We start from the raw sequence: 26,616 nt of genomic DNA on the forward strand, positions 1-26,616 counted from the left end.
ATGTCAGACGTCTCGGTTCTTCCCGGCTCTCTAGCCGTACGCAACCTGTTCGAGGACCTCCTCGGGCGAGAGGTGACCGTCAGTCCCGGCGACCCCATCGGTGCGCCGGAGGTGCCTCTCACGACGAGCGCGATCTTCACCGACAACGGTCAGAAGATCTACGCGGTCATGGGCATGACGCTCAGCCTCGCCGCCAACGCCGGGGCTGCGCTCGGTCTGCTGCCGGCCGGCGCTGCTGAGGACAGCATCGACGAGAAGCAGCTCTTCCCGAACCTGGCGGAGAACGTCTTCGAGTTGTGCAACGTCTTCACCAGCCTCCTCAACCGTGAGGGCGCCCCGCACGTGAAGCTGTACCAGGTGATCTACCCGAACCAGGAGCTGCCGGCCGACGCTCGCGCCGTCCTGCTCGCCCTGGGGCGCCGCCTGGACCTGAGCGTCGAGGTCAACCGTTACGGAAAGGGCAAGCTCAGCCTGTCCCTCGCACCCTGACCCTTCAGACCTATAGGCGTACAAAATTGAAGATCTCCCGTTGCGGGCCCGCCGGTCATCCGGCGGGCCCGCAAATTTGTGCCTAAGCAAAACTCGGGCCGGGCCGAAGCTTAGGTTGAGCCTGCTACGGGACAGGAGAAGTCGATGACCTCACCGATGTCCGGACCAACCGGAGCCGATGCGGCCAAGGCCTTGGCCGCGGCCAAAGCCTCTGAAGCGAAAAGCAAGTCGCTCGGCGACAAGGACACCTTCATGAAGCTCCTTGTCGCACAGCTGAAGTATCAGGACCCCACGAAGCCCGCCGACTCGACCGCGTTCCTGGCGCAGACCGCGCAGTTCACGCAGGTCGAGAAGCTCGAGGCCATGATCGACATGCTGCAGTCGCAGCGGATGATCGGGGCCAGCTCGCTGGTCGGAAAGACGGTCACGTATCAGGACGCCACCGGCGCTCTGCAGACCGGCGTGATCAGTTCGGCGAAGCTCAATGGAGACAGCGAACCGACGCTCAAGGTCGGGAACACGGATGTGCAGCTGTCCAAGGTCACGGAGATCTCGACGACCGAGAACAAGACCGCCTGATTCCCGGTTCGCCCTCCTACCGCTAAGGACCTTTCTCAATGCTGCGTTCTCTTTACTCGGGCATCAGTGGCCTCAACGCCCACCAGCGGATGATCGACGTCACCGGTAACAACATCGCGAACGTCAACACCACCGGCTACAAGTCGTCGCAGGTGCAGTTCAACGACACGATGAGCCAGATGCTGGGCGCCGGCGGATCGCCGCAGAACGGGATGGCCGGCACCAACCCGGCCCAGGTCGGCCTCGGCGTGCGGGTCGGTGGCATCACCGCCAACTTCAGCCAGGGTTCGGCACAGACCACCGGCAAGTCCGGCGACATGATGATCCAGGGTGACGGCTTCTTCATCACCCGCAGCGGCAACGAGAACCTCTACACGCGTGCGGGCTCGTTCTTCTTCGACGCGAACGGCGTGCTGGCCACGGCCACCGGTGAGCCCGTGCAGGGCTGGACCGCGGACTCGGAAGGCATCGTGAACTCGGGTGTGCAGCCGGGCGACATCAAGATGCCCCTCGGCGCGACCATCCCGCCGAAGCAGACCACCGAGATCACCATGAAGGGCAACCTGACCAGCGACTACCCGGCCGACCCGCTGGCACTCAACGACATCGTCACCATCCCGGTCAAGGTGTTCGACGACAAGGGCGCCACCCGCACGGTCACCGCCGTGTTCACCCGTGGCGTGCCGGACCGGACGACCGTCGTGACCGACTGGACCGTCGACCTGTACGAGCACTACGACCCCAGCGGCCTCACTCCGAACGTCGCGGTCAACGGCACCAGCCAGATGACCCTCGACATGTCGAAGGGCAAGCCGACCGTCGAGGCTACCGACAGCCCGACACCCGGAAACCTCGACTCCGACGGCAACATGGTCTTCCGGCCGGCGGACCCCTCCGCCACCCCGCCGGACCCGGGTCTGAAGATCAACCTGAAGGACCTGACCATGTACTCGGGTCTCACCGACGCACGGGTGTTCAACGTCGACGGCCAGACGGCCGGCGCGCTCACCTCGCTCTCCTACACCGTCTCCGACAGCGGCGAGATCATCGGCGTCTACAGCAACGGCCTCAAGCAAACGCTGGGTCAGGTCGCCATGGCGACCTTCAAGAACGTCGCCGGCCTGGAGAAGGTGGGCAACTCCCTCTTCAGGACCACGGTCAACTCCGGGTACGCCCAGGTCGGCGAACCCGGCAGTGCCGGCATGGGTCAGGTCATCTCCGGCGCGCTGGAGATGTCCAACGTCGACCTCGCGCAGGAGTTCACCAACCTGGTCGTCGCCCAGCGCGGCTTCCAGGCCAACAGCCGCATCATCACGACCTCCGACGAGATCCTCCAGGAGCTCGTCAGCATGAAGCGCTAGCACCAGTAGCACCCGGGCGGCCGGGACGGGCACACGTGCCCGTCCCGGCCGTTCGTGCGATCCGGCCGGGCGAGTCATTCGCACCCGGATGGCGACCGCCTCGATCTCATCGGCAACCGGGATCGGGCCGAAGTTACAGGCGAAGGGCCACGGACGGCCCCCACCAGCCAAGGACGACCCAAGGACGGAACTGTCTTGATCCTCGTAACTCGTATCAACGGTGCCGTGTTCGCACTGAACCCGGACCTGGTCGAGCGCGTCGACTGCACGCCCGACACGGTCGTCTCCCTGGTGGACGGCACCAAGTACATCATCGCCGAGTCCGTGCCCGAGTTCATCGACTCGGTGCGTCACTACCGCGCCTCGCTGATCGCCCAGGCGAGTCGTATGGAGCCCGAGCCCTCGGCCCTCGCCACCTCCTCGTCCTCCTCGGAGAACGAGCTCGACGCCAAGGTGCTCCCGCTGCACCGGAAGGAACGCTGATGGACCTCGCTACCATTATCGGTGTCGTCGCCGGCCTCGCCGTTGTCTTCACCGTCCAGCTCGTGGAGGGCGGCTCGCCCACCTCCATCATGCTGTGGCCGTCGATGCTCCTGGTCTTCGGTGGCGGCTTCTTCGCCGCCATGGCGGGTGGCGTCATGAAGGACACCAAGGCCTTCACCACACAGCTCAAGAAGGGCTTCACCCAGAAGGTGGTTCCGGCCGCCGAGCTGCTCGACAGTGTCGTGAAGCTGGCCGAGCGGGCCCGCCGCGAGGGCCTCCTGGCCCTCGAGGACGCGGTCAAGACGGTCGAGCACCCCTTCCTCAAGCGGGGTCTGCAGCTGGCCATCGACGGCACCGACCCGGACGAGCTGCACGACATCCTGCACGCCGAGGTCGCGGCCAAGAAGAAGTCCGACAAGGCGGGCGTGAAGTTCTTCGAGTCCTGGGGCGGTTACGCGCCCACGATCGGCATCATCGGCACGGTCATGGGTCTGGTGCTCGTCATGGAGAACCTGGACAAGCCCGAGACGCTCGGTCACTCGATCGCCGCGGCCTTCTGCGCCACCCTCTGGGGCGTGCTCAGCGCCAACATGATCCTGCTGCCGATGGGCGCCCGGCTGGCCCGTCTGAGCGCGGTCGAGGCGGAGGAGATGGAGCTGGTGATCGACGGTGTCCTGGCCATCCAGGCCGGCTCGAACCCGCGTCTGGTCGCCCAGAAGCTGCGCAGCCTGCTGCCGCCCGACGAGATGAAGAAGGCCGAAGCTGCGGCCTCGAGCAAGAAGGCGGCCTGACCTAGATGAGTTCCGGCGGGGGAAAGCGTAAGCAGAAGCACGAGGAGCACGAGGAGCACGCCAACCACGAGCGCTGGCTCGTGTCGTATGCCGACATGATGACCCTGCTGTTCGTACTCTTCGTAGTCCTCTTCTCCATGAGCGACGTCAACAACAAGAAGTTCGCCCAGCTGGCGGCCGGTCTCTCGGCCGGGTTCGGAGCTCCCAGTGCAGCCTTCCAGGGCAACACGGCACCGCTCGACGGCTCGGCCAACAACGCCCAGGTGGTGCAGATCGATCCGGGTTCCAACCCGGGCGACGGTTCGTCCGGCACCGAGGGTCTGAACAAGAAGCAGAAGGAAGCGGTCGAGCGGGCCATCAAGGCCGAGGACCGCAAGAAGGCATCGGCCAACGCGGAGAAAGCCGCCAAGGAGGTCGAGGACCTGAAGGCCATCGAGCGCAAGATCGCTGACGCGCTGCTGGCGCAGAAGATGCTCAACAGCGCCAAGTTCACGATCGACCAGCGCGGCCTGGTGGTCACCATCGTCACCAACGAGGTCGTCTTCGCCGGCAACCGGGCGGAACTCCAGGAAGGCGGCGAGAAGATCCTCAAGGCGATCTCACCGACCCTGGCCGGCCTGCCGAACAACATCGAGGTCGACGGTCACACCAACCAGCTCAAGGCCAGGACCACGTACTACCCGAGCGGCTGGGAACTGTCCGCGGCGCGTGCCTCGACCACGGTCCGGTTCTTCACCGACCACGGTCTGCCGAAGAAGCGGCTCAGCGCGGTGGGCTTCTCCGACACCAAGCCGCTGATCGACCCGAAGGACCCGCGTTCGGTCCAGATGAACCGCCGGGTGGACGTCGTCGTCCTGACCCAGCTCACCGCGGACCAGGCGGCCCTGCTGCCCTCCGCGGCCGGCAAGGACGGGCAGTTGCACACCGGTCAGACCACGGCCCAGTACCAGGCCGAGCAGAAGACCGCGGCCACCACGCCGAGCACCACCACGCCGAGCACCACCACGCCGGGCTCGAGCACCACGACCAAGACCACCACCAGCACCACACACCACGACTGAACTGAGGGGGAGTTCTGATGGCTGACGAGAAGGACACGGCTGCCGAGGCGCCGAAGAAGTCGAACAAGATGCTCATGGTCGTCATCGCGATGGCACTCGTCATCCTCGGTGGCGGTGGTGCGGGGGCGTTCTTCATGCTCCGCGGCGACTCGGCCTCCGCGGCCGAGGAGAAGCCGGTCAAGGGCGCGGTCGTCGCGATCGACAGCGCACTGACGGTCAACCTCGCGGACGGGCACTACCTGAAGTTCGGGTTCGCCCTGCAGATGACCGAGGCGGCCGGCCACGAGGAGATCGACACCTCGCAGGCGCTGAACCTGGCGATCGAGCAGTACACCGGCCGCCCGATCGCTGAGCTCTCCACCGAGGAAGGCCGCAACAAGCTCAAGGCCGAGCTGCTCGAGAAGATCGAGAAGGCCTACGAGGTGGAAGAGAAGCAGATGGTCATGGACCTCTACTTCACCTCCTTCGTGACGCAGTAAGACACCATCGCCGGGCGGGTCTCCTCACGGGGATCCGCCCATAGGCGCGAGAACTGGATGAAAACGCCGCCATGGCTCAGCGGTTCGGTAACTGAGCCGATGAGGACGACGTGACCACCGCTCAGCGATCCCCCGGCAGGATGTCACGTCGCGGCCAAGGCGGAGGCCCGACCGCGTACGACTTCCGGCGCCCCATCAAGCTCTCCCGCGAGCACGTCCGTACGTTGCAGATGGTCTTCGAGTCGTACGCACGGAGTTGCGGCACCCTTCTGACCACCCGGCTCCGGGTGGTCAGCAACGTTTCCCTGATCTCCATCGAGCAGCTGAACTACGACGAGTACGTCGCCGCGCTCGCCAACCCGACGATCATCGGTGTGGTCACCCTGGACCCGTTGCCCGGAACGGTCCTGCTGGAGATCGCCCAGTCGGCGGTGATGACCGCGATAGATCATATGCTCGGCGGGCCCGGCGGTGCCCAGCCGGAGCGGCCGCTGACCGAGGTGGAGATGCCGCTGCTGCGCGGCCTGATCGAGCGGATGCTTGGCGAGCTGCGCTACGGCTTCGAGAGCATGGTGGACCTCACGCCGAAGCTCAAGGAGATCGAATACAACGCGCAGTTCCTGCGTGCGCACGCGCCCGGCGACGCGGTAGTGGTGGCCTCGTTCGAGACCAAGATCGGCGCCGAGGAGTGCATCTCCACGATCTGCCTGCCTTTCAACACGATCCTGCCGGTGCTGTCGCGCACCGAGGCGATCGTGCTGAGCGCGGCCGAGCGGCAGGTGAAGGACACCGCTCTGCGGAACCTGACCGCCGGACTTTCCGCCGCTCCGATCGACGTAGCAGTGCGATTCCAGCCCATTCGGATGCGCACCGATGACATCGTGGATCTACGCCCCGGTGACGTCGTCCCGCTCGGACATATGACCAGCCGGCCGCTCGAGGTGACCGTAAACGACATCGTTTTCGCTCATGCAGTTCCCGGTAATCAAGGCGCCCGGCTCGCGTGTCTCGTCGTGCCGTCGCCCAACGAGAGCTCGTCCAAGGAGTCTGGCCGCCCATGACCGCGCCCACCATGACCGCGCCTCAGCTGGCGCTAGCCCGGAACGCGGCCGAGGCCGCGCTGGCCGTTCTGCCCACCAGCCATGCCCTGGTGGCCGCCGACCCGGTCATACCGGACGCGGGGACGGTGATCGAGGGACAGGCGATCACGGCGCGGTTCACCGGCGCGGCCTCCGGCGAGGTCCTCGTGGTGGTCGGGCAGGACCTGGCGGACGCCCTCCGGGAGAGCCCGCTCGGCGAGCTGGACATCACGGCCGCGGTCCGGCCGGCTCTGGAGGCGGCGGCACGGGTCTTCGGCCCGGTGGTGCTCGACCCCGGCCAGCTGATGGAACCGGAGGTCGCCCTCAGCGCGCTGGCCGCCAAGGAGGGCGCGGTCGCGGTTCCGCTCCGCGACGAGTCGGAGGTACGGGCCGTCCTGGCGCTCGCCCTGAGCCAGTGGCCCGGTGACGACCCGGGGGCGGTGAACATCTCTCAGCGGGCGGCTCCCGCGCGTTCCGGGGGACGGGGCGGACTGGACATGCTGCACGACGTCGAGATGGAGGTCTCGGCCGAGCTCGGCCGGACCCGGATGAGCGTGCGGGAACTGCTGTCGCTCACCCCCGGCGCGATCGTCGAACTGGACCGGGCCGCCGGCAGCCCCGCCGACCTGCTCGTCAACGGCCGCCTGATCGCCCGCGGCGAGGTCGTCGTGGTGGACGAGAACTTCGGCATCCGGATCACCGAGATCGTCTCGCCCGGAGGGGAGTAGCGGTCTTGATCCCGCTCGTGCTCCGGGTGACCTTCGCCCTGCTGGTCGTGCTGCTGCTGATGTGGCTGCTGGCCAGGGCGGTGCGTCGGCCGTACCTCATGCGCCGTACCGGCCCGCTGACCGTGCTGGACCGCCAGCAGCTGGGCCGTGGCTCGTCCGTGGCCGTGGTCCGGGTGGCCGACCGGGCGCTCGTGCTCGGGGTCACCGACCAGCAGGTCAACTTACTCGGCGAGGCCGACGTCGACGCGTTCGAGACCGAGCCGGAGGAACACCGCGACCACCTCGAGGTGGAGCCGGACGGCCTGCACGCCAAACTGCCCGGCCGCCATCCGCTGAGTCTCGGCGGCCGGCTGGACGGTTCCCTGCTCTCCCCACGTACCTGGAGCTCCACACTGGAGTTCCTGCGCGACCGGACCACGAGGCGGTGACGTCATGAGGCGCGCGATTCCGTTGCTCATGCTGGCGGCCACCATGGTGCTGCTGCCGGCGGCCGCCGACGCGGCTCCCGCGCCTCCCTCGCCACCCAGCATCGACATCCAGATCAACGGTACGAATCCGGACGGCAGCCGCCCGGCCTCGTCCCTCGTGATCGTCCTCGGACTGACGCTGCTCTCGGTGGCGCCCGCCCTGCTGCTGCTCTGCACCTGCTTCACCAAGGTGTTCATGGTGCTCGGTATCACGCGCAACGCGCTCGGCCTGACCAGCATGCCGCCCAACCAGGTGCTCGCCGGCCTGGCGCTGTTCCTGAGCCTGTTCATCATGGGCCCGACCGTGTCGCAGGTGAACGAGCAGGGCGTACAGCCCTATCTCAAAGGGGACAAGACCCAGTCCCAGGCGTTCAAGGACGGCGTCGAGCCGCTCAGGAAGTTCATGTACGAGGTGACGCGTGAGGACGAGCTGGCCCTGCTGATCAAAGTGTCCGGTGAGGAGCGGCCCGCCAACATCGAGTCGGTTCCGCTGACCACGCTGATCCCGGCGTTCGTGCTCTCCGAGCTGCGGGCCGCGTTCATCATCGGGTTCGTCATCTTCATCCCGTTCCTGATCATCGACCTCGTGGTGTCCGCGTCGCTGATGTCGCTGGGCATGATGATGCTGCCGCCCGTCACGGTGGCGCTCCCGTTCAAGTTGCTGCTGTTCGTGCTGGTCAACGGCTGGGCTCTGATCATCACGGCACTGGTCGGCTCGTACTGACGCGATGAACTTCGACATCGCCATCGCGGAGTTCCTGGCGATCATGCTGGGAGCGGTCCGTACCGGCGCGTGGCTGATGCTGTGCCCGCCACTCAACTCGCGGCTCATCCCGGGACAGGTGAAGGCGCTGCTCTCGGTGGGACTGACCCTCCCGATGGCGCCCTATCTGACCAGCACGGTCCCGTCGCTGGAGACCAAGGACCTGATCGCCACCGCCGCGTTGCAGGTGCTCGTCGGGGCGGCGCTCGGGTTCTTCACGGCGTTGCTGTTCTCGGCCCTGCAGGCGGCCGGTGACCTGCTCGACCTGTTCAGCGGTTTCACGCTGGCGGCGACGTACGACCCGTTCTCGCAGAGCAGTGCCTCGATCTTCGGGCGGTTCTACAACCTGGTGGCGCTCACCCTGCTCTTCGCCAGCGACGGGCACCAGATGATCCTGCGCGGGTTTCTGCAGAGCTTCCGTACGATGCCGCTCGACGCCTCGTTCTCGATGGAGACCTTCAGCCGGCTGCTGCTGAAGGGCATCGGCGAGATGTTCCTGGCCGCGATCCAGATCGCCGGGCCGCTGATCGCCGTGCTGTTCCTGGCCGACGTGGCGCTGGGTCTGCTGAACCGGGTGGCGCCCGCGCTCAACGCGTTCCAGCTCGGCTTCCCCATCAAGATCTTCCTGGTGGTGGCCCTCTCCGGGATCGCCATCGCCATGCTGCCGACCATCCTCGACACGCTCGTGGAGAAGGCGGTAACGGCGGTGGTCCGGCTCAGCGGTGGTTGAACTACGCCGAAAAACGTGAGGTAGGGCGCGAGCGCGAGGAGGTGAGAGATGTCCGGCGAGAAGACCGAAGAACCCACTCAACAGAAACTCAAGAAGGCCCGCCAGGAGGGCCAGATCGGCCGGAGCCAGGACATCGGTGCCTGGGTCGGCATGCTCGCCGCGAGCATCATGCTGCCGCGCACCCTCGGCAAGACCATGGATCACGCCCAGGAGCTGATGGAGAAGATCCCGGACCAGATCGCTGATCCGGACGTCGGCAAAGCACTGGCGATCTTCCGGGAGGCGCTGCTCAGTGCCGCCTGGGCGGTTCTGCCGCTGGCGCTGACCATGATGGCGGTCGGCATCGTCGCGGCGGGCGCGCAGGGTGGCATCCGCGTCGCCACCAAGCTGTTCATCCCCAAGTTCAGCAGGCTCAACCCGTTCAGCGGCTTCAAGCGCATGTTCGGCCCGCAGGCGCTGTGGGAGGGCTTCAAGGCACTCTTCAAGACGATCGTGCTGGGCGTCGTCCTGTACCTCACGATGCAGGACATCGTGCCGGTGCTGATGACCGCCGGGCAGCTGCCGCTCGCCTCCCTGCTCGGTGTGGTCAACGACGCGGCGATCCAGCTCATCCGGGCCGCCGCGGTGGCCGGCATCGTGATGGCGGCGGCCGACTACTTCGTGGTGCGCCGTCGTACTCAGAAGCAGCTGCGGATGAGCAAGGAGGAGGTCAAGCAGGAGCACAAGAACACCGAGGGCGACCCGCTGATCAAGGCCCAGATCCGGGCCAAGCAGCACGCCATGGCACGGAACCGGCAGATGGCGGACGTGCCTACCGCGGACGTCGTGGTGGTCAACCCGGTGCACGTCGCCGTCGCGCTGCGGTACGAGCCGGAGAAGGGCGCGCCGCGGATCGTGGCGAAGGGCAAGGGCCCGATGGCCGCGAAGATCCGCGAGCTGGCCACCGAGAACCGGATCCCGATGGTGCAGGACATCGCGCTGGCCCGGGCGCTGAACCAGAACTGCGAGGTCGGCCAGGAGATCCCGGCCGAGTTCTACGCCGCGGTGGCCAAGGTGCTGGCGTTCGTCATGAGTCTGAAGGCACGTGGTGCGGCGGCCGGTTTCCACCGCAACCCGAACCCGACCCCAGCCATGGCATAACCACCGATTCCGGAGATTTCCTCACAACGCGGGGCAAGAGCAGGGAAGATCGAGACGTGGCGGTGCCACAGCGGCCTCAGTGACGGCGACGGAACGCCGAACAGAACAACGCCAGGACGGCGACGGCTGGGCTCGGATGGCCATCGGACTGCCCATGCTCGGAAGGTGCCGTGAAGAACCGAAACCTAGGCAGGTTCGCCGTACCCATAGGGGTCGTCGGCATCATCCTCATGATGGTCGTCCCCCTCCCGACCTTCCTGCTGGACATGTTGATCGCCGTGAACATCACGGCGGCGCTCCTGGTCCTGTTGATCTCCATGTTCGTCCAGAGGCCGCTCGACTTCGCGGTCTTCCCAGCGTTGTTGCTGGTCATGACACTATTCCGGCTGGCCCTCAACATCAGTGCGACACGCCTGGTGCTTCGGGACGGCGATGCCGGCAAGGTGATCCACGCGTTCGGCAGCTTCGTGGTCGGCGGCAACCTGGTCATCGGTCTGGTGATCTTCTCGATCCTGGTGATCGTCCAGATGATCGTGGTAACCAAGGGTGCCGAGCGTGTCGCCGAGGTCGGCGCCCGCTTCACCCTCGACGCCATGCCCGGCAAGCAGATGGCGATCGACGCCGACCTCAACGCCGGCCTGATCGACGAGGCCGAGGCGAAGAAGCGCCGCGCCGATGTGTCCGCCGAGGCCGACTTCTACGGCGCCATGGACGGTGGCTCCAAGTTCGTCAAGGGCGACGCCATCGCGGCCATCATCATCACGCTGATCAACCTGGTCGGCGGTTTCGCGATCGGGGTCGCCCAGGCCGGGATGGCCCCGGTCGATGCGATGAACCACTACAGCCTGCTGAGTATCGGCGACGGCCTCGTCTCACAGATCCCCGCGTTGCTGCTGTCGGTCGCCACCGGTCTGATCGTGACCCGCTCGGCCACGTCCGGCGACATGGGCCAGAGCGTCACCACCCAGCTCAGCCAGAACAAACTCGCGCTGCGCATCGGCGGCGGTGCGGCCATGGCCCTCTGCGTCATCCCCGGCCTGCCGCCACTGCCGTTCCTGATCGTCGGCGCGACCGTCCTGTTGATCGCCCAGCGGGTCAAGGAACCGGTACCCGAACCGATCGAGAAGGCCGGCGCCGCCGCCGAGGCGGTCGACCTGCCCGCGCCGGACTCGCCGGAACAGCTGCTCGGCGAGATGCGTATCGACCCCCTCGAACTCGCGCTCGCCCCGGACCTGGTCGACCTGGTCGACGCCAGCAGCGGCGACCTGCTCGACCGGGTGCGCGCCCTGCGTCGCAAGATGGCCATGGAACTCGGCGTGATCATGCCGCCGGTCCGCACCCGGGACGACCTGGATCTGCCGCTCTCCTCGTACGCCATCCGGATCTCCGGTGTCGACGCCGGCACCGGTCAGGCACCGCCCGGCACCGTCCTCGCCATCGGTGAGGGACTGCAGGCACTCCCCGGCCGGGCCGGGGTCGAACCGGTCTTCGGGCTCGCCGGCAAGTGGGTGCCCGCCGAGATGCATTACCAGGCCGAGATCTCCGGCGCGACCGTCGTCGACCGGGCCTCGGTGATCATCACGCACCTGGCCGAGATCGTCCGGACCAACGCGAGCCGCCTGCTCGGCCGCGAGGACGTCCGTGCCCTCAGCGAGATGGTCAAACGCACCCACCCCGTCGTGGTGGAGGAACTGACCCCGGCCCTGCTCAGCCTGGGCCAGGTCCAGAAAGTGCTGCAGGCCCTGCTCGACGAGGGCGTGCCGATCCGCGACCTGGTCCGGATCTTCGAGGCGCTGTCCCTGCGGGCCAAGGTCTCGGTCGACCCCGACGGCCTGGTCGAGGCGGCACGCAGCGCCCTCGGCCCGGCCATCGCCGCCCAGTACACGACCGCCGGCCGGCTCACCGTGATCACGCTCGACCCGATGCTCGAGCAGAGCCTGCTCGAATCACTGCGGCCCAGCGACACCGGCGCCTTCATGGCGATCGACGGCATGCGTGCCGAGGCGATCGTCAGCGAGGCGAGCCGGCTCTCCGAGGCCGCCGAGCAGCAGGGACTCAATCCGGTCCTGGCCTGCTCACCACAGCTGCGGCTGCCACTGATGCGACTGCTGCGAGCCGGCTCCCGCCGGGTTCAGGTGCTGTCGTACAGCGAAATCTCTGGTTCCACCGCACAGATCGAGACGATAGGGGTGGTGAACGGTGCCTACGCGGGTGCTGCTTGAGGGACCGGCCATCGAGCCGCTGCTGGCTCAGGTACATGACGAGTACGGCTCAGGCGTCCGGATCATCTCCGCCGACAAAGTACGAAGCGGTGGTATCGGGGGCTTCTTCGCGAAGCAGCACTACGAGCTCTCCGTCGAGGTACCGGATTCAACCGAGGAAAGTGACGACATGGCGCAACAGACCGTCGCCGGCAACGGCACACACAACTTCGACCGGCTGCTCGAGCAGGCCGAGGCACAGGACCGGGTGACCGCGGATCGCCCGGCCGCCCCGGAACGGCGAACACGCCAGGAGGGCCGGCAGGCCGGCATCGGTGACACCGGAGCGGCGTTCGCCGAGCTGATGGCCGGACTGGATGTCGCCGGTCACCTCGGCGAGGGCCGTGCCCCGGGCCGGTCCCGGTCGTCCGAGCCTCGTGAGGAGTCGCCTACCGTGCGGCCGTTCCGACCGGCGACCGCCACCGGGTCGCCGGTCAACGCGGGCCAGCGGCCACTGCCGGCCGCACTGCCGACGATGCCGAGTTTCGGCGAGCGGCCGGCCACCTCCGACGAGCGGCCCGCGGCCTCCGGCGATCGGCGGGCCACCTTCGGAGATCGGCAGGCAGCCAAGGAACGTGAGGCTCCGGTGCCACGTGAGACCATGACACCGATCCGGGCCGCCACGGCCATGCCCCGGTCGGTCTCTCCGGCTCCGCTGCGGACCGCCGAGCCCACCCCGGCTCCGCCGCGTGCCGCCTTCGTCCAGGCGCCCGCTCCGGCTCCGATGAGGTCCGCGGCAGAGGTGTACGGGCTCGACGAGTCGATCCCGGTCTCCCCCGCCCCGGTGACCCCGGCTCCGGCGCCCGCGCTGCGCTCCGGTGATCTGGACCCGGTGCAGCGCAACCTGATCACGGTCGGCATGCCCGAATCGATGGCCCGCAAGATCACTGGCGGTGACACGTACGCCGGTGTTCTGAGCGTGCTGGCGGCCCGCCCCGCGGCCCCCGGCATCCCGGACGGCCCCGGCGAGATCCTGGTGCTGGCCGGCGAGGTGCACACCGCGGTGCCGATCGCCAAGCAGATCCTGGAACAGCTGCACGTCGACCAGACCCATCTGCTGCTCGCCGGCCCGTCCACGGCCGGTACCGGGCTGCACTCGTCCCGGCTCATCTCCAGCCGCACCTCGGCCGAGTCACGGGCCGAGAAGCTGCAGAGCTCAGAGCACCCGTGGGTCGTCGTGATCGACGCGCCGGTCGGCGGCACCGACCCGTTCTGGGTCAACGACATGTGTGACGCGCTTGGCGCCACCGCGCTGTGGGCCGTCGTCGACGCCACCCGCAAGACCGCGGACACCGCCCGTCACCTGCGCGGCCTCGGCGACGTCGAGGCGCTCGTGGTGCACAGCGTGGAACTCACCGCGGACCCGGCGTCGGTCCTCGGCCTGGACGTCCCGATCTTCTCGCTGGACAGCAAGCCGGCCACACCGCACGCCTGGGCCGCGATGCTGTGCGCCCGGATCGCGGCCGAGGTCATGCCGTCGGCGGTGGTACCGCGCCGGGTGACCCGCTCCGGCCGGCGCTGACCCCACCAGCCGATGATCAAGCCATCGGTTCTGCTGTTCGCGCTGCTGATGAGCGCGCCGGCGTGGTACCGCCTGCTCCACGACGAGGTCGACCTGATCCAGGTGCTGATCCGCTTCCTCGTTGCGGTGCCGATCGCCGCCGTGCTGCTGGCCGGGCTCCGATTCATCCTGGCCGGATACCGTAAGGCCGACGAGGAGCCACCGCCGCCCGCGGTGGTGCCCGAGCCGTACGAGAGCGCCCCGGAGCCCGGCAAATCGACCTGATCGGCGCCGGCCCCGCACGTTGCGGGAGCCGGCGCCGATTCCGTCGTCTCAGGCGTGGATGTCCAGCCGGCCGGAACCCGGATCGACCCGGCGGGTGGTGGCCGGGGCGGGTTCGGCGCCCACGTCCGGTCCACCGCGGTTCCCGCCGTCGGCCCGCCGGCCCGGAACGTCGCCGAACTGCTGACGGCCCTGCTGCTGGGCGTTGCCCTGGCGCAGATCGAGCGAGCAGTTGCCGAAGCCGGAACCCTCCAGCTCCCGCCGCAGGTCGTCGAGGCCCTGCCGGAGTGCCTCGGTGCCGGCCTCGGTGCCACCGGTCAGCTGCACGCTGATGTCACCGTTGCGGATCTCGGCCACCACCTGGACCGGGCCGAGGTCGGCCGGGTGCAGGTTCACCGTCAGCCGGTGCACGCCGTCGGCGTCCAGCCGCAGCGGGACGATCCGGGTGGCGAGCTGAGCCGCCGGAGGAGCCGGTGTGGCCGGTGCCGGCGGTGGTGCGGGCTGAGCGTCGGCGACCGGCGCGGCCGGTGCCGCGGCCTGCGGTGCGGTCACCCCGGCGAGCCCGGCCGCGGCCGGAGGAGCCGGAATGCCGGTCTCGGCCGCTCCGGTGGCCTGGGGAAGACCTGCGGAGAACGCGGTGGCGCTCTCCGGCGTGGCCCGTCCCGCGCCGGCCGGCAGGTCTGTGCCGGTACCGGATTCACCCTGGCCGGACGGGTTGCCCTGCTCCGAGCCCGAGCCCGAGCCCGAGCCCGAGCTGGAGCCCGAGCCCGAGCCCGGCGCGGCGTCGCCGGCCTGGGGTGTACCGGTGGACTGGTCGGGTGTGGTGACGGTTCCGGTGGGCTCGGTTGCCGTCGGGGCCGTCGTCTCCACCGGGGCTGCGGTGCCGCGCAGACTCTCCGGGCGTAGCGCGGCGGCGACCTCGGTGGTGAGCGCCGGTCCCTGCGCCGTGCCGGGCGTGGCCGGTGCGGTGACCGACGACGCTCCGGGCGTCTGGCCCTGTGCCGTGACCTGAGCTGATGCCTGCGCCGGGGTGGCTGCGGCCGGCGCGGCGGGCGTGGTGGCCGTCGCCGCCTGGCCGGTCGCCTCCGGCGCGCCGGTGGCGGTGGCGGTGGCAGCGCCGGCGGCGGTGGTGGTGGTGGTGGCCGGCGTGGTGGCCGGCTGCGCGGTGGTCGCCGATGAGGTGGCGGACTGGTCGGGGCTCTGCGCCGTGGTGGCCGGCGCGGCAGTGGCGTCGGCCGGAACCGCCGGGGTGGCAGGGGGCTGAACCTGCGTCTGGGCCGTGGCACCCGCAACGGCACCGGTATCGGTGCCGGCCTGCGGAGCCGCGCCCGTGATCGCCGCTGTGGCAGTGCCGGTGTCCGGGCCGGCGTCCGTCGGGAGCGGTGCCACCGGCACGGCGGTCATCACACCGCCGAGGGCGATGACGGTCGAGTCGGCCGGTGTCTGCTCCTGCTCCCGGACGTCCTCCGACACCGTCTCGGCCACGGCGCCGGCCGTGTCCTTCACGGGTGCGGCCGTCTGGTCCCGGACCCCGGCGGGTGCCGCGGCTGGGCGCGGGACAGCGGTTCCGGACGCCGTGATCGGGCGCCTCGCCGGACGCGTTGCCTCGTCCCGGACGGCGTCGTCCCGCCCGGTTGCGGCCCGGTCCGGCGACGGCCGGTCCGCGGGCCGCTTGGCGTCGCGTCCGGCGCGCCGCTCCAGAGCCACCCGGTCGGCGCGCTGGTCGGCCCGCGCGGCGGTGGCCTGCCGATCCGCATGATCGGCAGCCCGGTCGGCTTTGTCGGCGATCCGGTCGGCTCGGTCGGCTTTGTCGGCGATCCGGTCGGCCTTGTCGGCGGCCCGGAAGGAGGCGGACCGGGCAGCACGGTGCGATTCAGCGCGGTGCGATTCGGCGCGGCCGGAATCAGGACGGCCGGCGTCGGGGCGGGCTGAGTCCGGCCGGGCTGGGTCGGTCCGGGCGGTGCCGGCCCGTCCGGTGGCCGCACGTGAGATCGCGGCCCGTTCGGCGGCGGCCCGTGACGCGGCATCGCGTGACGCGGCGGCCCGTGACGCGGCTTCGCGTGACGCGGCTTCGCGTGACGCGGCTTCGCGCCCGGTCGTGCTTCTGGTGGCAGCGGTGCCGTGGCCGTCGGCGGACGCGCGGTCGCCGGTACGCCGGTCGCGTTCGTCCTCACCGGCCGGCGGGCCGACCTCGGCGGAGAGCGCCGATCCGAAGTTCGATCCGCCCTCCTCGCGTCGCCCGCCCGGTCGCTTGGCCGTCTCGTTGCCCGGCCGCCGGTCCGGACCCGTCACTGAACCCGACATGGTCATGCGGTCTCCCCCTGCTCTCCGACTGTCGATCCGGATCAACCTCAGCCGCCGAGCGCGGCCAGGGCCTTCTGCACCTTCGGGACGTACGCCTGGGTCTCGGCGAACGGCGGAATGCCGTCGTACTTGTGCACGGCCCCGCCGCCCGCGTTGTAGGCGGCCAGAGCCAGCGGCACGGACTTGAACTCGCGCAGGTGGGAGGCGAGCAGCTTCGCCGCGCCGTTGACCGCCTGTGCCGGGTCGAACGCGTTGTTCACACCGAGACCGCGGGCGGTCGCCGGCATGAGCTGCATGAGGCCCTGGGCGCCGGCCTTGCTGACGGCCCGCGGGTCGTACCCGGACTCGACCTTCGCGACCGCCGCGAGCAGCTTCGGCGAGACGCCGTGCTTGGCGCCGGCCTGCTCGAACAGGTTCGCGTAGGGCACACCGGCCAGCGCGCCGGAGGTGCCGCGCAGACCGGCCGGACGCAGCGACGACATGTCCTGCACGGCGGCCGTCGGCACGGTGTCGAGGACCCGGCGGATGGCGCTGGGCGTCTCGTAGACGCTCTGGATCTTGACGTGGTCGCCCGGCTTCGGCGCCGCGATCATCTTGTTGTCACCGAGGTAGATCGCCACGTGGTCGACCGGCGAGTTGAACGCGAGGATGTCGCCCGGCTTGGCGTCGGCCAGGCTCGTGACCGGACGGCCCGCCTTGGCCTGCTGCCACGAGTTGCGCGGCAGCTCCACGCCGAGATCGCGGTACGCCCGCTGGACCAGGGCCGAGCAGTCCAGACCCTTGGCCGGGTCGTCACCGCCGAAGACGTACGGCGTACCCAGATATTTCTTGGCCGCCTTGACGACGTCGCCGCCGGACGGCCCGGCCGTGGTGGCGCCGCTGGCCTTGCCGGTTACGCCGGCGAGCGCCGACGCGAACTTCGCGCCGGACGTACCGCCGGTGGCCGCCGGGGCCGGGTTGAGGCCGAGCTGATCCTGCAGTTCGGCGACGCGGGACAGGACTCCGGTGACACCCAGCATCATGCTTCGCTCCGCTTCGGGTCGTTGACGGTTCCGGCGGCGTTCCGCGCCTTGGCGGTGACCGCGAGTTCGTCGAGGGCGGCCTGATCGGTACGCAGGTCGTGGGCCTTGACGGTGACGGCGTGACGTTCGGCCATCATCTCCACGGCCCGGCGCCGCTTGGCGGCGTCGGCGAGGACGGCGAGTTTCTCCTGCTCGATCTGCTCGGCACCGGTCACCATCCGCTGGGCGTCGAAGAGTCCCGCGGCGAGCGACTGGCGGGCGACCAGCGCCGCGACCATGGCCCGGGCCGAACCCTCGGACGGCGCGTCCGCACCGACGAGGTCCAGCTTGCGACGCTTGACGAGGGCCTCGGCCTCACGGATCTCGGCGCGGGACTGGATCACGGCGCCGCGGGCGGCGTCCTCCTGTGCCTTGCGGGCGCGCAGCACGGGTGCCAGTCGGAACAGGCGGTTCAACGTTGGCCTCCTAGCGGGGCCGGTGGGCCCTCACCTAGCCGCTTCGGTCCGCCCGCCGAACCCCTGAGGCCCTGCACCGACTTCGCTACTGAGCTGCCAGGACGGGTTCCCTCAAGGCCGCCGTTCGCTGCCGTCCACTGCTTTCCCGGCGTCACCTGCGGCGTTGCGCGACGGCTGGGCGGGGTGCGAGGTCCGGCCCCGCGCCGCCGGTAACGAACGACGGTGGGCGGGGTGCGAGGTCCGGTCGCGGTCTGCCGGAATCGCGCCGGGGAGTGCGGCCTTCGCGGTTGGTCACGCGACTTTTGTCGTACAGAACAAATAGCATCGAACCGCACCAGGATCGCACCGCCTTCGCGCTCGTGAGGTGTGCGGGAGGCAAGGCCGAAACGCGGCCGCCGGGCGTATGCGGTGGAGACCGGCTGTGTCGTGTCGCTGTCTCACAGGCCCCGAGGCAGCGGTGCGACACCGCCGGTCAGCAGGTCGCTATCAGGGCGCGCAGCGCGGCCCAGGCCGAATCGGCGGTCGTACGGTCGTCGAGGTCCTGGCGGAGGAAAGCGTTGATCTGGGACCAGGCCGCGTTGGCGCGGTCGGCGTCGTGGTTCGTGCCGGGTACGTAAGCGCCGATCTCGACGAGTTCTCGCACGTCGCGGTGCGCGGCCATCAGGCGGCGCAGTTCGGTGGCGTCGGCCCGCTGCTGCGGTGTGATGATCTTGTTGGCTACCCGGGAGATCGAGTCGAGTGCCTGGATCGCCGGGAAGTGGCCGGCGGTGGCGAGTTTGCGGTCCAGCACGATGTGACCGTCCAGGATGGATCGTGCCGCGTCGGCGATGGGCTCGTTGTGGTCATCGCCCTCGACCAGCACCGTGTAGAGGCCGGTGATGCTGCCGCGCGCGCCGGGCCCGGCCCGTTCGAGCAGTGAGGCGAGCATCGCGAAGACCGACGGCGGGTAGCCCCGGGTGGCCGGTGGCTCGCCGACCGACAGACCGACCTCACGCTGCGCCATCGCCGCACGGGTCACGCTGTCCATCATCAGCAGAACGTCGGCGCCCTCGTCCCGGTAGTACTCGGCGATCCGGGTGGCCACCGCACCGGCCCGGAGCCGGACCAGCGGCGGGGTGTCCGAGGTGGCGATCACCAGCACCGACCGGGCCAGGCCTTCGGGCCCGAGGTCGTGCTCGATGAACTCGCGCACCTCACGGCCGCGTTCGCCGACCAGGGCGACGACGTTCAGTTCGGCGGCGGTGCCCCGGGTGATCTGGCTCATCAGGGTCGACTTGCCGACGCCGGAGCCGGCGAAGATGCCGATGCGCTGGCCCTTGCCGCACGGGACGAGGGTGTCGAGAACGCGTACCCCGAGGGACATCTGCGTGCCCACGAGCTGCCGTTCCATGGCCGAGGGCGGTGCCGCGTCGATCGGGACCATCTGGCCGCGCAGTGGCGGGCCGCCGTCCATCGGACGGCCCAGGCCGTCCAGGATGCGTCCGCGTAGATCGGGGCCCACGGCGACGCGCAGCGGGCCACCGGTGCTGAACGCGGGAGTGCCGGTCCCCAGGCCGGCAATAGGGCCGAGCGGCATGCAGGACAGCCGGTCGCCGTCGAGCGCGGCGACCTCGGCCAGGACGGTGTCCGGCCCGGTGCCGATCCGCAGCAGGTCGCCGACGTTGGCCTCCAGGCCGCTCACCGACACGCGGAGCCCGACAGCACCGGTGACCCGCCCGCTGACCAGCGGACGGGCTGCCTCCATGGCGCTCTGCAGACGATGCTGGAAGAGATCGGTCACAAGCGCAGCGCCTCACGGGCCCGCTCCACCGCTGCGGCGATGGTCGCGTCGACGGTCGCGGTGCCGGTCTCGGCCACCGCGTCACCGGGCCGGAGCCCGGGGTCGGGGCGCAGCATGATCTTGCGGCCATCGAAGTCGAAGTTCTCGCCGGAGCCCTCGCCGACCAGGTTGCGGAAGTCCTCCGGGTGCAGACTGACCACCACGTCACCATGCTCCGGCGCTGCGGTCACAGCCCGGCGCAGGGCGTCCGCACCGCGCTCCGGGTCGTCGCGCAGGTGGCGGCCGATGATCGCCTCGGCCAGGTCCCACGCGCTCGCCAGAACGACCTCCTGCAGCTCGGTGAAGGTCGGCATGAGCTGGTCCTCCAGGCCGGTCACCGCACGGCCGAGGGCGTTGACGGCGCTGGCCAGGCCGGCTGCGCGGCGCTGTTCGTACGCCTTCTCGGCGGCGACGGCACGTGCCGCGGCAGCCTGGTTGGCCTCCGCGGCGTCGCGCTTGCCCTGCGCCCATCCCTCGGCGTACCCGGTGGTCCGGGCCTGTTGCCGGGCCCGTTCCACGACCTCCTCGTCGACCGGGGTCTCCTGTCGCAGGTCGATGCCGAACCGCGCGGCGACGATGTTCTCCGCCGCCACCCCGCGGATCACCCGATCAGGCGATGAGCTCATCGGCCTCGCCGCCCCGCTGGATCTCGATCTGTCCGGAGTCCTCCAGGGTGCGGATGACACTGACGATCTTGGCCTGGGACTCCTCGACCATCTTGACCTTGACCGGGCCGAGCAGGTCCATCTCCTCGAGCAGGTTCTCCCGGCCGCGCTCGGACAGGTTCTTGGTGACCTTGTCCCGTACGCCCTCCGGCACGCCCTTGAGAGCAGTGGCCAGGTCGGCCGGCTCCACCTGGCGCAGGATGAGCTGCACCGCGCGGTCCTCGAGGTTGATGATGTCCTCGAACATGAACATCCGGCGGCGGATCTCCTCGGCCAGCTCCGGGCTGCGCGCGTCGAGCGCCTCCAGGATGAGCCGCTCGGTGGTGCGGTCCGCGCGGTTGATGATGTCGACCAGCGGCTGCAGACCGCCGACCGTGGAGAGCTCGTCCGGCTGGAGCACGCTGGACAGCTTGCGCTGCAGGGCGCTCTCCACCTGCCGGATGATGTCCGGCGAGGTGCGGTCCATGATCGCGATACGGTGCGCGACCTCGGTCTGCACCTCCAGCGGCAGCCCGGCCAGGATCGACGAGGCCAGTCCGGAAGGGATGTGGGCCAGCACCAGCGCGATCGTCTGCGGGTGCTCGTACTGGACGTAGGAGAGCAGCTGCCGTGGATCGGCGTGACTGAGGAAGTTGAACGGGATGTCGTTCATCGACGCCTCGAGCCGCTCCAGGATGAGCGCCGCTCGCTCCTTGCCGAGCGACGCCTCCAACAGCTCGCGGGCGTAGTCCATGCCACCCGACCCGGCGTATCGGGTGGTGGCCATGGCGTAGAACTCGTCCATCACGTCGTCGACCTGGACGGGATCGAGTTTGCCCAGCCGGGCCACCTCGGCGGAGACCTGCTCGACCTCTTTGTCGGTCATGTTCGCCATGACCTGGGCCGCGTGTTCCCTACCGAACTGGACCAGCATGATCGCGGCCTTGCGCACTCCGGTCATGGAGAGCGTGGTGAGCGCCGGTGTAGTCAACTGTTGCTCCTGTGGTTCAGCGGTTGCTCTCGTCGGCGGAGATCCAGCTGCGGATCAGGGACGCCGTCTCGTCCGGCTTCTCCCGGACCAGGTCCTCGATCTCACGATGACGCTCCTCCCGCGCTTCGTCCGTCGTATCGGCGACTTCGGGAAGCTCCAGCATGTGTGCCGTGGTGACGTCGATCTCAGCCGCGCGCTGCGCCTCCAGCGCTGCCTGCATCTCCTCCAGGTGCCGCCGCTCCTCCTCGGTGAGCTGCTGCTGACGCTTCTTGGCGCGGCGGTTGGCCCGCCAGGCCAGCAGGATCAGCATCAGCACCACGAACAGCAGGGCCGCGGTCTGGATCAGCTTGGTCTGTTTCGCCGACTTCTCCGCGGCGGCGGCCGCCGCGAGTTCGTCCTTGACGGCCTGTGCGGCCGAGTTGTCGAACGGCATGGACGCGACCGCGATGGTGTCGCCCCGGGTCGGGTCGATGCCCGCCGCTGCGCTGAGCACCTGCTGGATCTCGTTCGGGTTGATCGAGCCGGCCACCGCGCTGTTCAGCATGACCGCGACGTTGAGCCGCTCGATGCTGCCCGGCGCGTTGCGGCGCACCTCCTCGGACTCGTTGAGGGTGCGTTGCCGCTGCTCCTGCTTCTGTACGTACTGTCCGGTCCCGGAGCCGTTGGGCACCTGGATGTTGTCCGGGCCGAGCACACCGCCGCCGGGGGCGCCGCTGCCGGTGTAGGTCTCGGTGCTCAGGCTCTCCGACTGGGCCGGCGTGGCCGGGTCGGCGCTGTACTTCTTGTTCCGCGACTCGACCTGGTCGAAGTCCAGCGTGGCGGAGGTGGTGACCACCGCCTGGCCCGGACCGACGAGGCTGTCGAGCATCTTCTGCAGCGAGGCGTTGAGACGGTTCTGGAACGCGACGGTCTGCTGCTCGGCACCGCTGTCCGCGCCGGCCGCGCCGATCGCGTTGCCGCCGCCGGCGGAGAGCATCCGGCCGTTGGAGTCGGCGACCGTGACCTGCGTCGGGTCGAGACCCTCGACGCTCGACGCCACCAGGTGCACGATCGACTGCACCTGGGCGGTTTCGAGCGGGTTGTTCGCCTTCGAGGCGACCAGCACCGACGCGGTCGGCTTGGACTGGTCGTCGGTGAAGACGTCCTCCTTCGGCATGACGAGGTGCACCGTCGCCGCCTCGACACCGTCGATCGACTTGATCGTCTTCGACAGCTCGCCCTCCAGCGCCCGCTGGTAGTTCGCGTGCTGCATGAAGTCGCTGGTGGTGATGCCCTGCTGGTCGAGCAGCGAGTAACCGGTGCCCTCGTCGTTCGGCAGGCCCTCGCTGGACAGCTGGAGCCGGAGCTGATTCACCTGCTCGCGGGGGACCAGGATGGTTTGACCGTCGTTGGCCAGCTCGTACGGCGTACCCGCCTTGGAGAGCGACTCGACGATCGCGCCGGCGTCCTTGGTGGACAGATTGTTGAAGAGGATCTGGTACGACGGCTTGGCCGCCCAGGTGGCGAAGAAGTAGCCACCGACAGCGAGTGCGAGGACCGCGAAGATCGTGACAGCCTTCTGTCCCGGCGTGAAGGACTTGAAGGTGTCCGTTATGCGGCGTACCGGAGCGGGAAGGCGGTCGGTCATGTCAGGCCTGCATCCTCATGATCTCCTGGAAGGCCTCGACGGCCTTGTTGCGGATCGCCATGGTCAGCTGCAGTCCGAGGGCAGCCTCGGTGGAGGCCATCGTGTACTGCGCCGGGTCGGACAGGCGGCCGTCGGCCACCTGCACGGCCAGGTCGGCCGCCTTCGTCTGGTTGGCCTGGACGTTCTCGATGCCCTTGGCGAGCATCCCGGCGAAGTCGGAGTTCGGGCCCTGCGGCCCGGCGGGCTCGGACGTGCCGAGCGCGTTGCCGAGGCCGCTGAGGCCACCCAGTCCGCCGCCGCTGAGTCCGCTGATGGCGGAGAAGGCGCCGATGGGGCTGATCGGTGAGGTCAAGGTGATCACTTCCCGAGGTTGATCGCGGCGGTGTACGACTCGCGGGCGCGGTCCACGACCGAGAGGTTCGCCTGGTAGGAACGCTGCGCCATCATGAGCTGGGCCATCTGGTCGCCCATGTCGATGTCCGGCCGGCGGACGTAGCCCTCGGCGTCGGCGAGGGGGTTGTCCGGCTCGTGCGCCAGGATCCCCTCGGCGCTGCCGTAGTGGATGCCGGCGACCTCGGCGCCGTTGCCGTCCTGCGCCGCGCGGGCCGCGACGTAACGGGCCTGGAATGCGTTCTCGCTGGTCCGCGTCGTGGTGTTGATGTTGGCGATGTTGTCGGACACCGCGTCCAGCCACTTGCGGTAGACGGTGACGCCGCTGCCCGCGACGCCGATCGCGTTGAAGATACTCATCCTCAGGCCCCCTTGATGGCTTCGCGCAGCAGGCTGTACTTGCCGTCCATCGCCCGGATGGCGAGGTTGTAGCGCATCGTGGTGTCGATGTGCGACAGCGTCTCCTGGTCGAGGTTGACGTTGTTGCCGTTGAGCCGGGTCGGCTCCAGCGACGTCAGCACACTCGGGGTGACCCCGGCCGGTGAGCGGCCCTGGGTGACGGCGCTCTGCAGCGCCTCCTCGAACTTGACCTTACGGGCCCGGTAGCCGGGGGTCTCGATGTTCGCGATGTTGTTGGCGATGGCCGTCTGGCGGGCGGCGAGGCCCGAAATGGCTACGCGCAGTGAAGACGACGAGCGGTCGTCGAACAAGGTTGTCTCCTCGGTTCGATCCGTTCCTGTCGCCGATCCTTGGCTTGGGGAAGATGAGCAATCCGTGCTCGTACCCTGCAGTTCGGCGAGCTCGCCGATCCGCTGAGTCCCAAGCGGTTGCCGGAAGGTTGCACGCGAAAAGGTCCCGGACCCCGTGCGGGGTCCGGGACCTTCGAAGTCCGGGACTACATGGCGCAATCCAGATATACGGGACGCTTTACCGCCTCGCCGGTCTCGATCCGGGAGGTCACCGCCATCTGCTGGCGATTCGCGGTGAGCCGCCGGGCGATCTCCTCGGCCACCGCCAGCTGGCGGGTGAGGATCCCGTCGGCCCGCGGCTTGAGGTCCAGCGGCAGCGCGCCCAGCTCGGTGGGAGGCCGCCACAGGTTCGACGGCGGCGTCTCGGCCATCCGTCGCTCGTCGGCGAGCATCGTCTCGACCGCGAGGACGTCCATCTCCAGGTCGTCGAGCGCCGCGGTCCAGGCGGCCCGCCAGTCGATCGCGTTCGACGTGGCAGTACTCATGTCGAGGCCGAGGCGGCGTCGCGCCACGCGTCGCGCAGCGGCTCCAGCAGCGTCCGGCAGGAGGCCACACGGTCGGCGTCCCGCTTGATGTTCGCACCGATCAGCTCGGTCAGGATGAAGCCGTACAGACTCGCCAGGCCGGGAGCACCCTCCCAGGCGTCCACGTCGAGAGTGACCCGCAGCTCGAGGACGATCTCCTGCGCGTGGGTGATCTTCTCGTTGGCGAGGACCCGGTCCTCGTTGCGGAGCGCCTCCTCACCGTGCATGAGGTCGAGGATCAGGCGGTCGTACAGCATGATCAGCAGTCGCGCCGGCGAGGCCGTGTTGATCGAGTCCTGAAGATAGCGGTCGCGGAGGTTCGGTGCGCTCATGGAAGTCCCTCGGTCGATGGCGGGCGGTTGACGGCGGGTGAAGGTCGTCAGCCCAGGCTCGCAATCTGGCCCGAGAGCCAGCTCGACTGGTTGTTCAATTTGCCGAGCGAGGTCTCGAGCGCCGCGTACTGCCGCTGCAGAGCCTCGCGCCGGGACAGCAGACGGACATCCCAGTTGCTGATCTGGCCGTTCAGTGACTCGATCTCGCTCTTGCGGCCGGTGATGACGTCGGTGACGGTTCCCGATTGCTTGTTGGTGAGAATCTTCAGGTTGCCGCCGAAGGTGATGCCGGCTTCCTGCGCCAGGGCGGGGTCCTCAGCGAAGGTCTCGCGGAACTTGGATTCCTTGTACTGCAGCAGGCCGTCCTGATCGAGGCTGATTCCGAGCCGGCTGAGCGATGGGCCGTTCGTGCCGAAGTCGAACGGTTCGGTCACCACCTTGCCGTCGGCGTCGAGCGTCCTCTTGACGGTCAGACCGTTGCTGATCTCGCCGAGCAGGTTGCCGACCATCTGCCGGATGGTGAAGTCGCCGGTCAGCGGCGAGCCTTTTCGGGTCTCCGGGTCGAACGCGGTCTGGGTCTTGATCTCTTTGAGCGCCTCGTTGGTGGAATCGACGAAGGCCTGGAACTTGGCGGAGATCGCGGCCACGTCGACCGTCGAGTCGACGGTGACGTCGTCCTCCACCTTCGAGACCGTGAGTGCGACGCCGGGCATGACCCCGTTGAAGGTGTTGGTGCTGCTCGTGACCTTGTAGGCGGTGGCGCCGCTGTCCGGGTTGACCTCGATCACGGCGTCGGTGGCGACGGTGGTGGCCGGATCGGTGGCCACGCCGCTATCCGGGTCGGTCAGCCCCAGGCCGTTGAACCCGACCAGCTCGAACCCGTTCTCAGCGCCCGCCTTCGATCCGGTGAGTTGAAGGATGCCCTCGTTGCCGTTGGTCTTGACGACATAGGCGCGGACGCCGATGTCCTTGCTGTTGATCGCCGCGGCCAGGTTCTCGGCTGTGGGAGCCGGCGGCGGTGTCCCGTCGAGCGTGATGGTGTGGGTGGCCGTGGGCGAGGCGACGCCGGTGCCGTCGTTACTTCCGATCCTGATGTCGAACGACGAGGGCAGTACGTTGTCGGCGGCGGTGTCGACCCGCAGAATCGTGGACTGGGCGCGGGCCACCGACTTCACGTCGAAGGTGATGCTGCCGGCCATGCCGTTGAAGCCGCTGCCGCCCGTGGCCTTCACCGACTCGGAGCTCGACTCGGCCTTCATCGTGCGCCAGGTGTCGAGCCGGCCGAGGCTGTCGGCGGCCGACTTGGCGGCCTTGAGCTTGGTGTTGATCGTCTGGTAGGCGGAGACGGCGGTCTGGGCGGTCTCGACCTTGGTTTTGAGTTTCGTCTGCGGGGCGGCCTCGACCTGCATCATCTGCTGGATCATCGAGGAGGTGCTGAGACCGCTGACGAGACCGTCGACAGAGCTGGCCACGGGAACCTACTTTCCTACCGAGGATCACTACGGAATGGGGGTAGCCGGCTGGGCGTGCCGGCTACCCCCACCTCTTCGGTCGTTGGTGCTCAG

At 69.0% G+C, this 26,616-nt stretch carries 29 protein-coding genes; 16 read left to right on the forward strand and 13 right to left on the reverse strand.

Annotation, left to right across the window (positions count from 1 at the left end; genetic code table 11):
• From CLV67_RS04315 to CLV67_RS04390, 16 genes are all read left to right on the forward strand, one after another.
• Positions 1 to 489: a hypothetical protein gene (locus CLV67_RS04315; protein WP_106315840.1), complete on the forward strand. Its 489-nt coding sequence runs from the start codon at positions 1 to 3 to the stop codon at positions 487 to 489.
• Between the two features lie 144 nt (positions 490 to 633).
• Positions 634 to 1,068, forward strand: coding sequence for a flagellar hook assembly protein FlgD (locus CLV67_RS04320; protein ID WP_106315841.1), 435 nt, complete (start codon positions 634 to 636; stop codon positions 1,066 to 1,068).
• A gap of 38 nt (positions 1,069 to 1,106) precedes the next feature.
• Positions 1,107 to 2,429 carry a flagellar hook protein FlgE gene (locus tag CLV67_RS04325; protein ID WP_106315842.1) on the forward strand — a complete coding sequence of 441 codons (1,323 nt, stop codon included), beginning with the start codon at positions 1,107 to 1,109 and terminating at the stop codon, positions 2,427 to 2,429.
• Between the two features lie 195 nt (positions 2,430 to 2,624).
• Complete coding sequence (locus CLV67_RS04330) at positions 2,625 to 2,912, forward strand: flagellar FlbD family protein (protein ID WP_106315843.1); 288 nt, start codon at positions 2,625 to 2,627, stop codon at positions 2,910 to 2,912.
• Positions 2,912 to 3,703, forward strand: a complete 792-nt coding sequence (locus CLV67_RS04335) for a motility protein A (RefSeq protein WP_106315844.1) — start codon at positions 2,912 to 2,914, stop codon at positions 3,701 to 3,703. The genes CLV67_RS04330 and CLV67_RS04335 overlap by 1 nt, the downstream gene beginning before the upstream one ends.
• Positions 3,704 to 3,708: 5 nt before the next feature.
• Complete coding sequence (locus CLV67_RS04340) at positions 3,709 to 4,764, forward strand: OmpA/MotB family protein (protein ID WP_106315845.1); 1,056 nt, start codon at positions 3,709 to 3,711, stop codon at positions 4,762 to 4,764.
• Between the two features lie 17 nt (positions 4,765 to 4,781).
• Complete coding sequence (locus tag CLV67_RS04345) at positions 4,782 to 5,243, forward strand: flagellar basal body-associated FliL family protein (RefSeq protein WP_106315846.1); 462 nt, start codon at positions 4,782 to 4,784, stop codon at positions 5,241 to 5,243.
• A 110-nt stretch (positions 5,244 to 5,353) separates the two neighbouring features.
• Positions 5,354 to 6,304 carry a flagellar motor switch protein FliM gene (locus CLV67_RS04350; RefSeq protein WP_239166038.1) on the forward strand — a complete coding sequence of 317 codons (951 nt, stop codon included), beginning with the start codon at positions 5,354 to 5,356 and terminating at the stop codon, positions 6,302 to 6,304.
• The gene (gene fliN / locus CLV67_RS04355; RefSeq protein WP_106315848.1) at positions 6,301 to 7,050 is read left to right on the forward strand and encodes a flagellar motor switch protein FliN; all 750 of its coding nucleotides are present in this window, start codon (positions 6,301 to 6,303) and stop codon (positions 7,048 to 7,050) included. The genes CLV67_RS04350 and fliN overlap by 4 nt, the downstream gene beginning before the upstream one ends.
• A 5-nt stretch (positions 7,051 to 7,055) precedes the next feature.
• The gene (fliO, locus tag CLV67_RS04360) at positions 7,056 to 7,478 is read left to right on the forward strand and encodes a flagellar biosynthetic protein FliO (protein WP_106315849.1); all 423 of its coding nucleotides are present in this window, start codon (positions 7,056 to 7,058) and stop codon (positions 7,476 to 7,478) included.
• Positions 7,479 to 7,482: 4 nt separating this feature from the next.
• Positions 7,483 to 8,241 carry a flagellar type III secretion system pore protein FliP gene (fliP, locus tag CLV67_RS04365; RefSeq protein ID WP_106315850.1) on the forward strand — a complete coding sequence of 253 codons (759 nt, stop codon included), beginning with the start codon at positions 7,483 to 7,485 and terminating at the stop codon, positions 8,239 to 8,241.
• Positions 8,242 to 8,245: 4 nt separating this feature from the next.
• Positions 8,246 to 9,010: a flagellar biosynthetic protein FliR gene (gene fliR / locus CLV67_RS04370; protein ID WP_106315851.1), complete on the forward strand. Its 765-nt coding sequence runs from the start codon at positions 8,246 to 8,248 to the stop codon at positions 9,008 to 9,010.
• A gap of 48 nt (positions 9,011 to 9,058) precedes the next feature.
• The gene (locus tag CLV67_RS04375; protein ID WP_106315852.1) at positions 9,059 to 10,150 is read left to right on the forward strand and encodes an EscU/YscU/HrcU family type III secretion system export apparatus switch protein; all 1,092 of its coding nucleotides are present in this window, start codon (positions 9,059 to 9,061) and stop codon (positions 10,148 to 10,150) included.
• A gap of 170 nt (positions 10,151 to 10,320) precedes the next feature.
• Positions 10,321 to 12,372 (forward strand): flagellar biosynthesis protein FlhA, encoded by a 2,052-nt coding sequence (locus tag CLV67_RS04380; RefSeq protein ID WP_106315853.1) that lies wholly within the window; start codon positions 10,321 to 10,323, stop codon positions 12,370 to 12,372.
• A complete protein-coding gene (locus CLV67_RS04385) occupies positions 12,350 to 13,933 on the forward strand; it encodes a hypothetical protein (RefSeq protein ID WP_239166037.1) in 1,584 nt (527 codons plus the stop codon). Before CLV67_RS04380 ends, CLV67_RS04385 begins: the two co-directional genes overlap by 23 nt.
• A gap of 12 nt (positions 13,934 to 13,945) precedes the next feature.
• Entirely contained in the window at positions 13,946 to 14,197 is a 252-nt protein-coding gene (locus tag CLV67_RS04390) for a hypothetical protein (protein ID WP_106315855.1), read from the forward strand.
• Positions 14,198 to 14,245: 48 nt separating this feature from the next.
• On the opposite strand, the gene CLV67_RS54145 is transcribed toward CLV67_RS04390, so the two are convergent.
• From CLV67_RS54145 to fliD, 13 genes are all read right to left on the reverse strand, one after another.
• A complete protein-coding gene (locus tag CLV67_RS54145; RefSeq protein WP_106315856.1) occupies positions 14,246 to 16,504 on the reverse strand; it encodes a flagellar hook-length control protein FliK in 2,259 nt (752 codons plus the stop codon).
• A gap of 41 nt (positions 16,505 to 16,545) precedes the next feature.
• The gene (locus CLV67_RS04400; protein WP_106315857.1) at positions 16,546 to 17,520 is read right to left on the reverse strand and encodes a transglycosylase SLT domain-containing protein; all 975 of its coding nucleotides are present in this window, start codon (positions 17,518 to 17,520) and stop codon (positions 16,546 to 16,548) included.
• Positions 17,517 to 17,975, reverse strand: a complete 459-nt coding sequence (locus tag CLV67_RS04405) for a flagellar export protein FliJ (RefSeq protein ID WP_106315858.1) — start codon at positions 17,973 to 17,975, stop codon at positions 17,517 to 17,519. The genes CLV67_RS04400 and CLV67_RS04405 overlap by 4 nt, the downstream gene beginning before the upstream one ends.
• Before the next feature lie 472 nt (positions 17,976 to 18,447).
• Positions 18,448 to 19,755 (reverse strand): FliI/YscN family ATPase, encoded by a 1,308-nt coding sequence (locus CLV67_RS04410; RefSeq protein ID WP_106315859.1) that lies wholly within the window; start codon positions 19,753 to 19,755, stop codon positions 18,448 to 18,450.
• Complete coding sequence (locus CLV67_RS04415) at positions 19,752 to 20,420, reverse strand: FliH/SctL family protein (RefSeq protein WP_106315860.1); 669 nt, start codon at positions 20,418 to 20,420, stop codon at positions 19,752 to 19,754. The genes CLV67_RS04410 and CLV67_RS04415 overlap by 4 nt, the downstream gene beginning before the upstream one ends.
• Complete coding sequence (fliG, locus tag CLV67_RS04420; protein WP_106315861.1) at positions 20,404 to 21,429, reverse strand: flagellar motor switch protein FliG; 1,026 nt, start codon at positions 21,427 to 21,429, stop codon at positions 20,404 to 20,406. The genes CLV67_RS04415 and fliG overlap by 17 nt, the downstream gene beginning before the upstream one ends.
• Before the next feature lie 16 nt (positions 21,430 to 21,445).
• Entirely contained in the window at positions 21,446 to 23,056 is a 1,611-nt protein-coding gene (gene fliF / locus CLV67_RS04425; RefSeq protein ID WP_106315862.1) for a flagellar basal-body MS-ring/collar protein FliF, read from the reverse strand.
• Between the two features lies 1 nt (position 23,057).
• A complete protein-coding gene (fliE, locus tag CLV67_RS04430) occupies positions 23,058 to 23,417 on the reverse strand; it encodes a flagellar hook-basal body complex protein FliE (RefSeq protein WP_239166036.1) in 360 nt (119 codons plus the stop codon).
• Positions 23,414 to 23,806, reverse strand: a complete 393-nt coding sequence (locus tag CLV67_RS04435) for a flagellar basal body rod protein FlgC (RefSeq protein WP_106315863.1) — start codon at positions 23,804 to 23,806, stop codon at positions 23,414 to 23,416. The genes fliE and CLV67_RS04435 overlap by 4 nt, the downstream gene beginning before the upstream one ends.
• Before the next feature lie 2 nt (positions 23,807 to 23,808).
• Positions 23,809 to 24,156 (reverse strand): flagellar basal body rod protein FlgB, encoded by a 348-nt coding sequence (locus CLV67_RS04440; RefSeq protein ID WP_106315864.1) that lies wholly within the window; start codon positions 24,154 to 24,156, stop codon positions 23,809 to 23,811.
• 185 nt (positions 24,157 to 24,341) lie between these two features.
• Complete coding sequence (locus tag CLV67_RS04445; RefSeq protein ID WP_106316424.1) at positions 24,342 to 24,680, reverse strand: hypothetical protein; 339 nt, start codon at positions 24,678 to 24,680, stop codon at positions 24,342 to 24,344.
• Positions 24,677 to 25,051, reverse strand: a complete 375-nt coding sequence (fliS, locus tag CLV67_RS04450; protein ID WP_106315865.1) for a flagellar export chaperone FliS — start codon at positions 25,049 to 25,051, stop codon at positions 24,677 to 24,679. The genes CLV67_RS04445 and fliS overlap by 4 nt, the downstream gene beginning before the upstream one ends.
• A 47-nt stretch (positions 25,052 to 25,098) precedes the next feature.
• Entirely contained in the window at positions 25,099 to 26,523 is a 1,425-nt protein-coding gene (gene fliD / locus CLV67_RS04455; protein ID WP_106315866.1) for a flagellar filament capping protein FliD, read from the reverse strand.
• Positions 26,524 to 26,616 lie beyond the last annotated feature (93 nt).

The sequence above is a fragment of the Actinoplanes italicus genome (assembly GCF_003001815.1).
Taxonomy (GTDB): domain Bacteria; phylum Actinomycetota; class Actinomycetes; order Mycobacteriales; family Micromonosporaceae; genus Actinoplanes; species Actinoplanes italicus.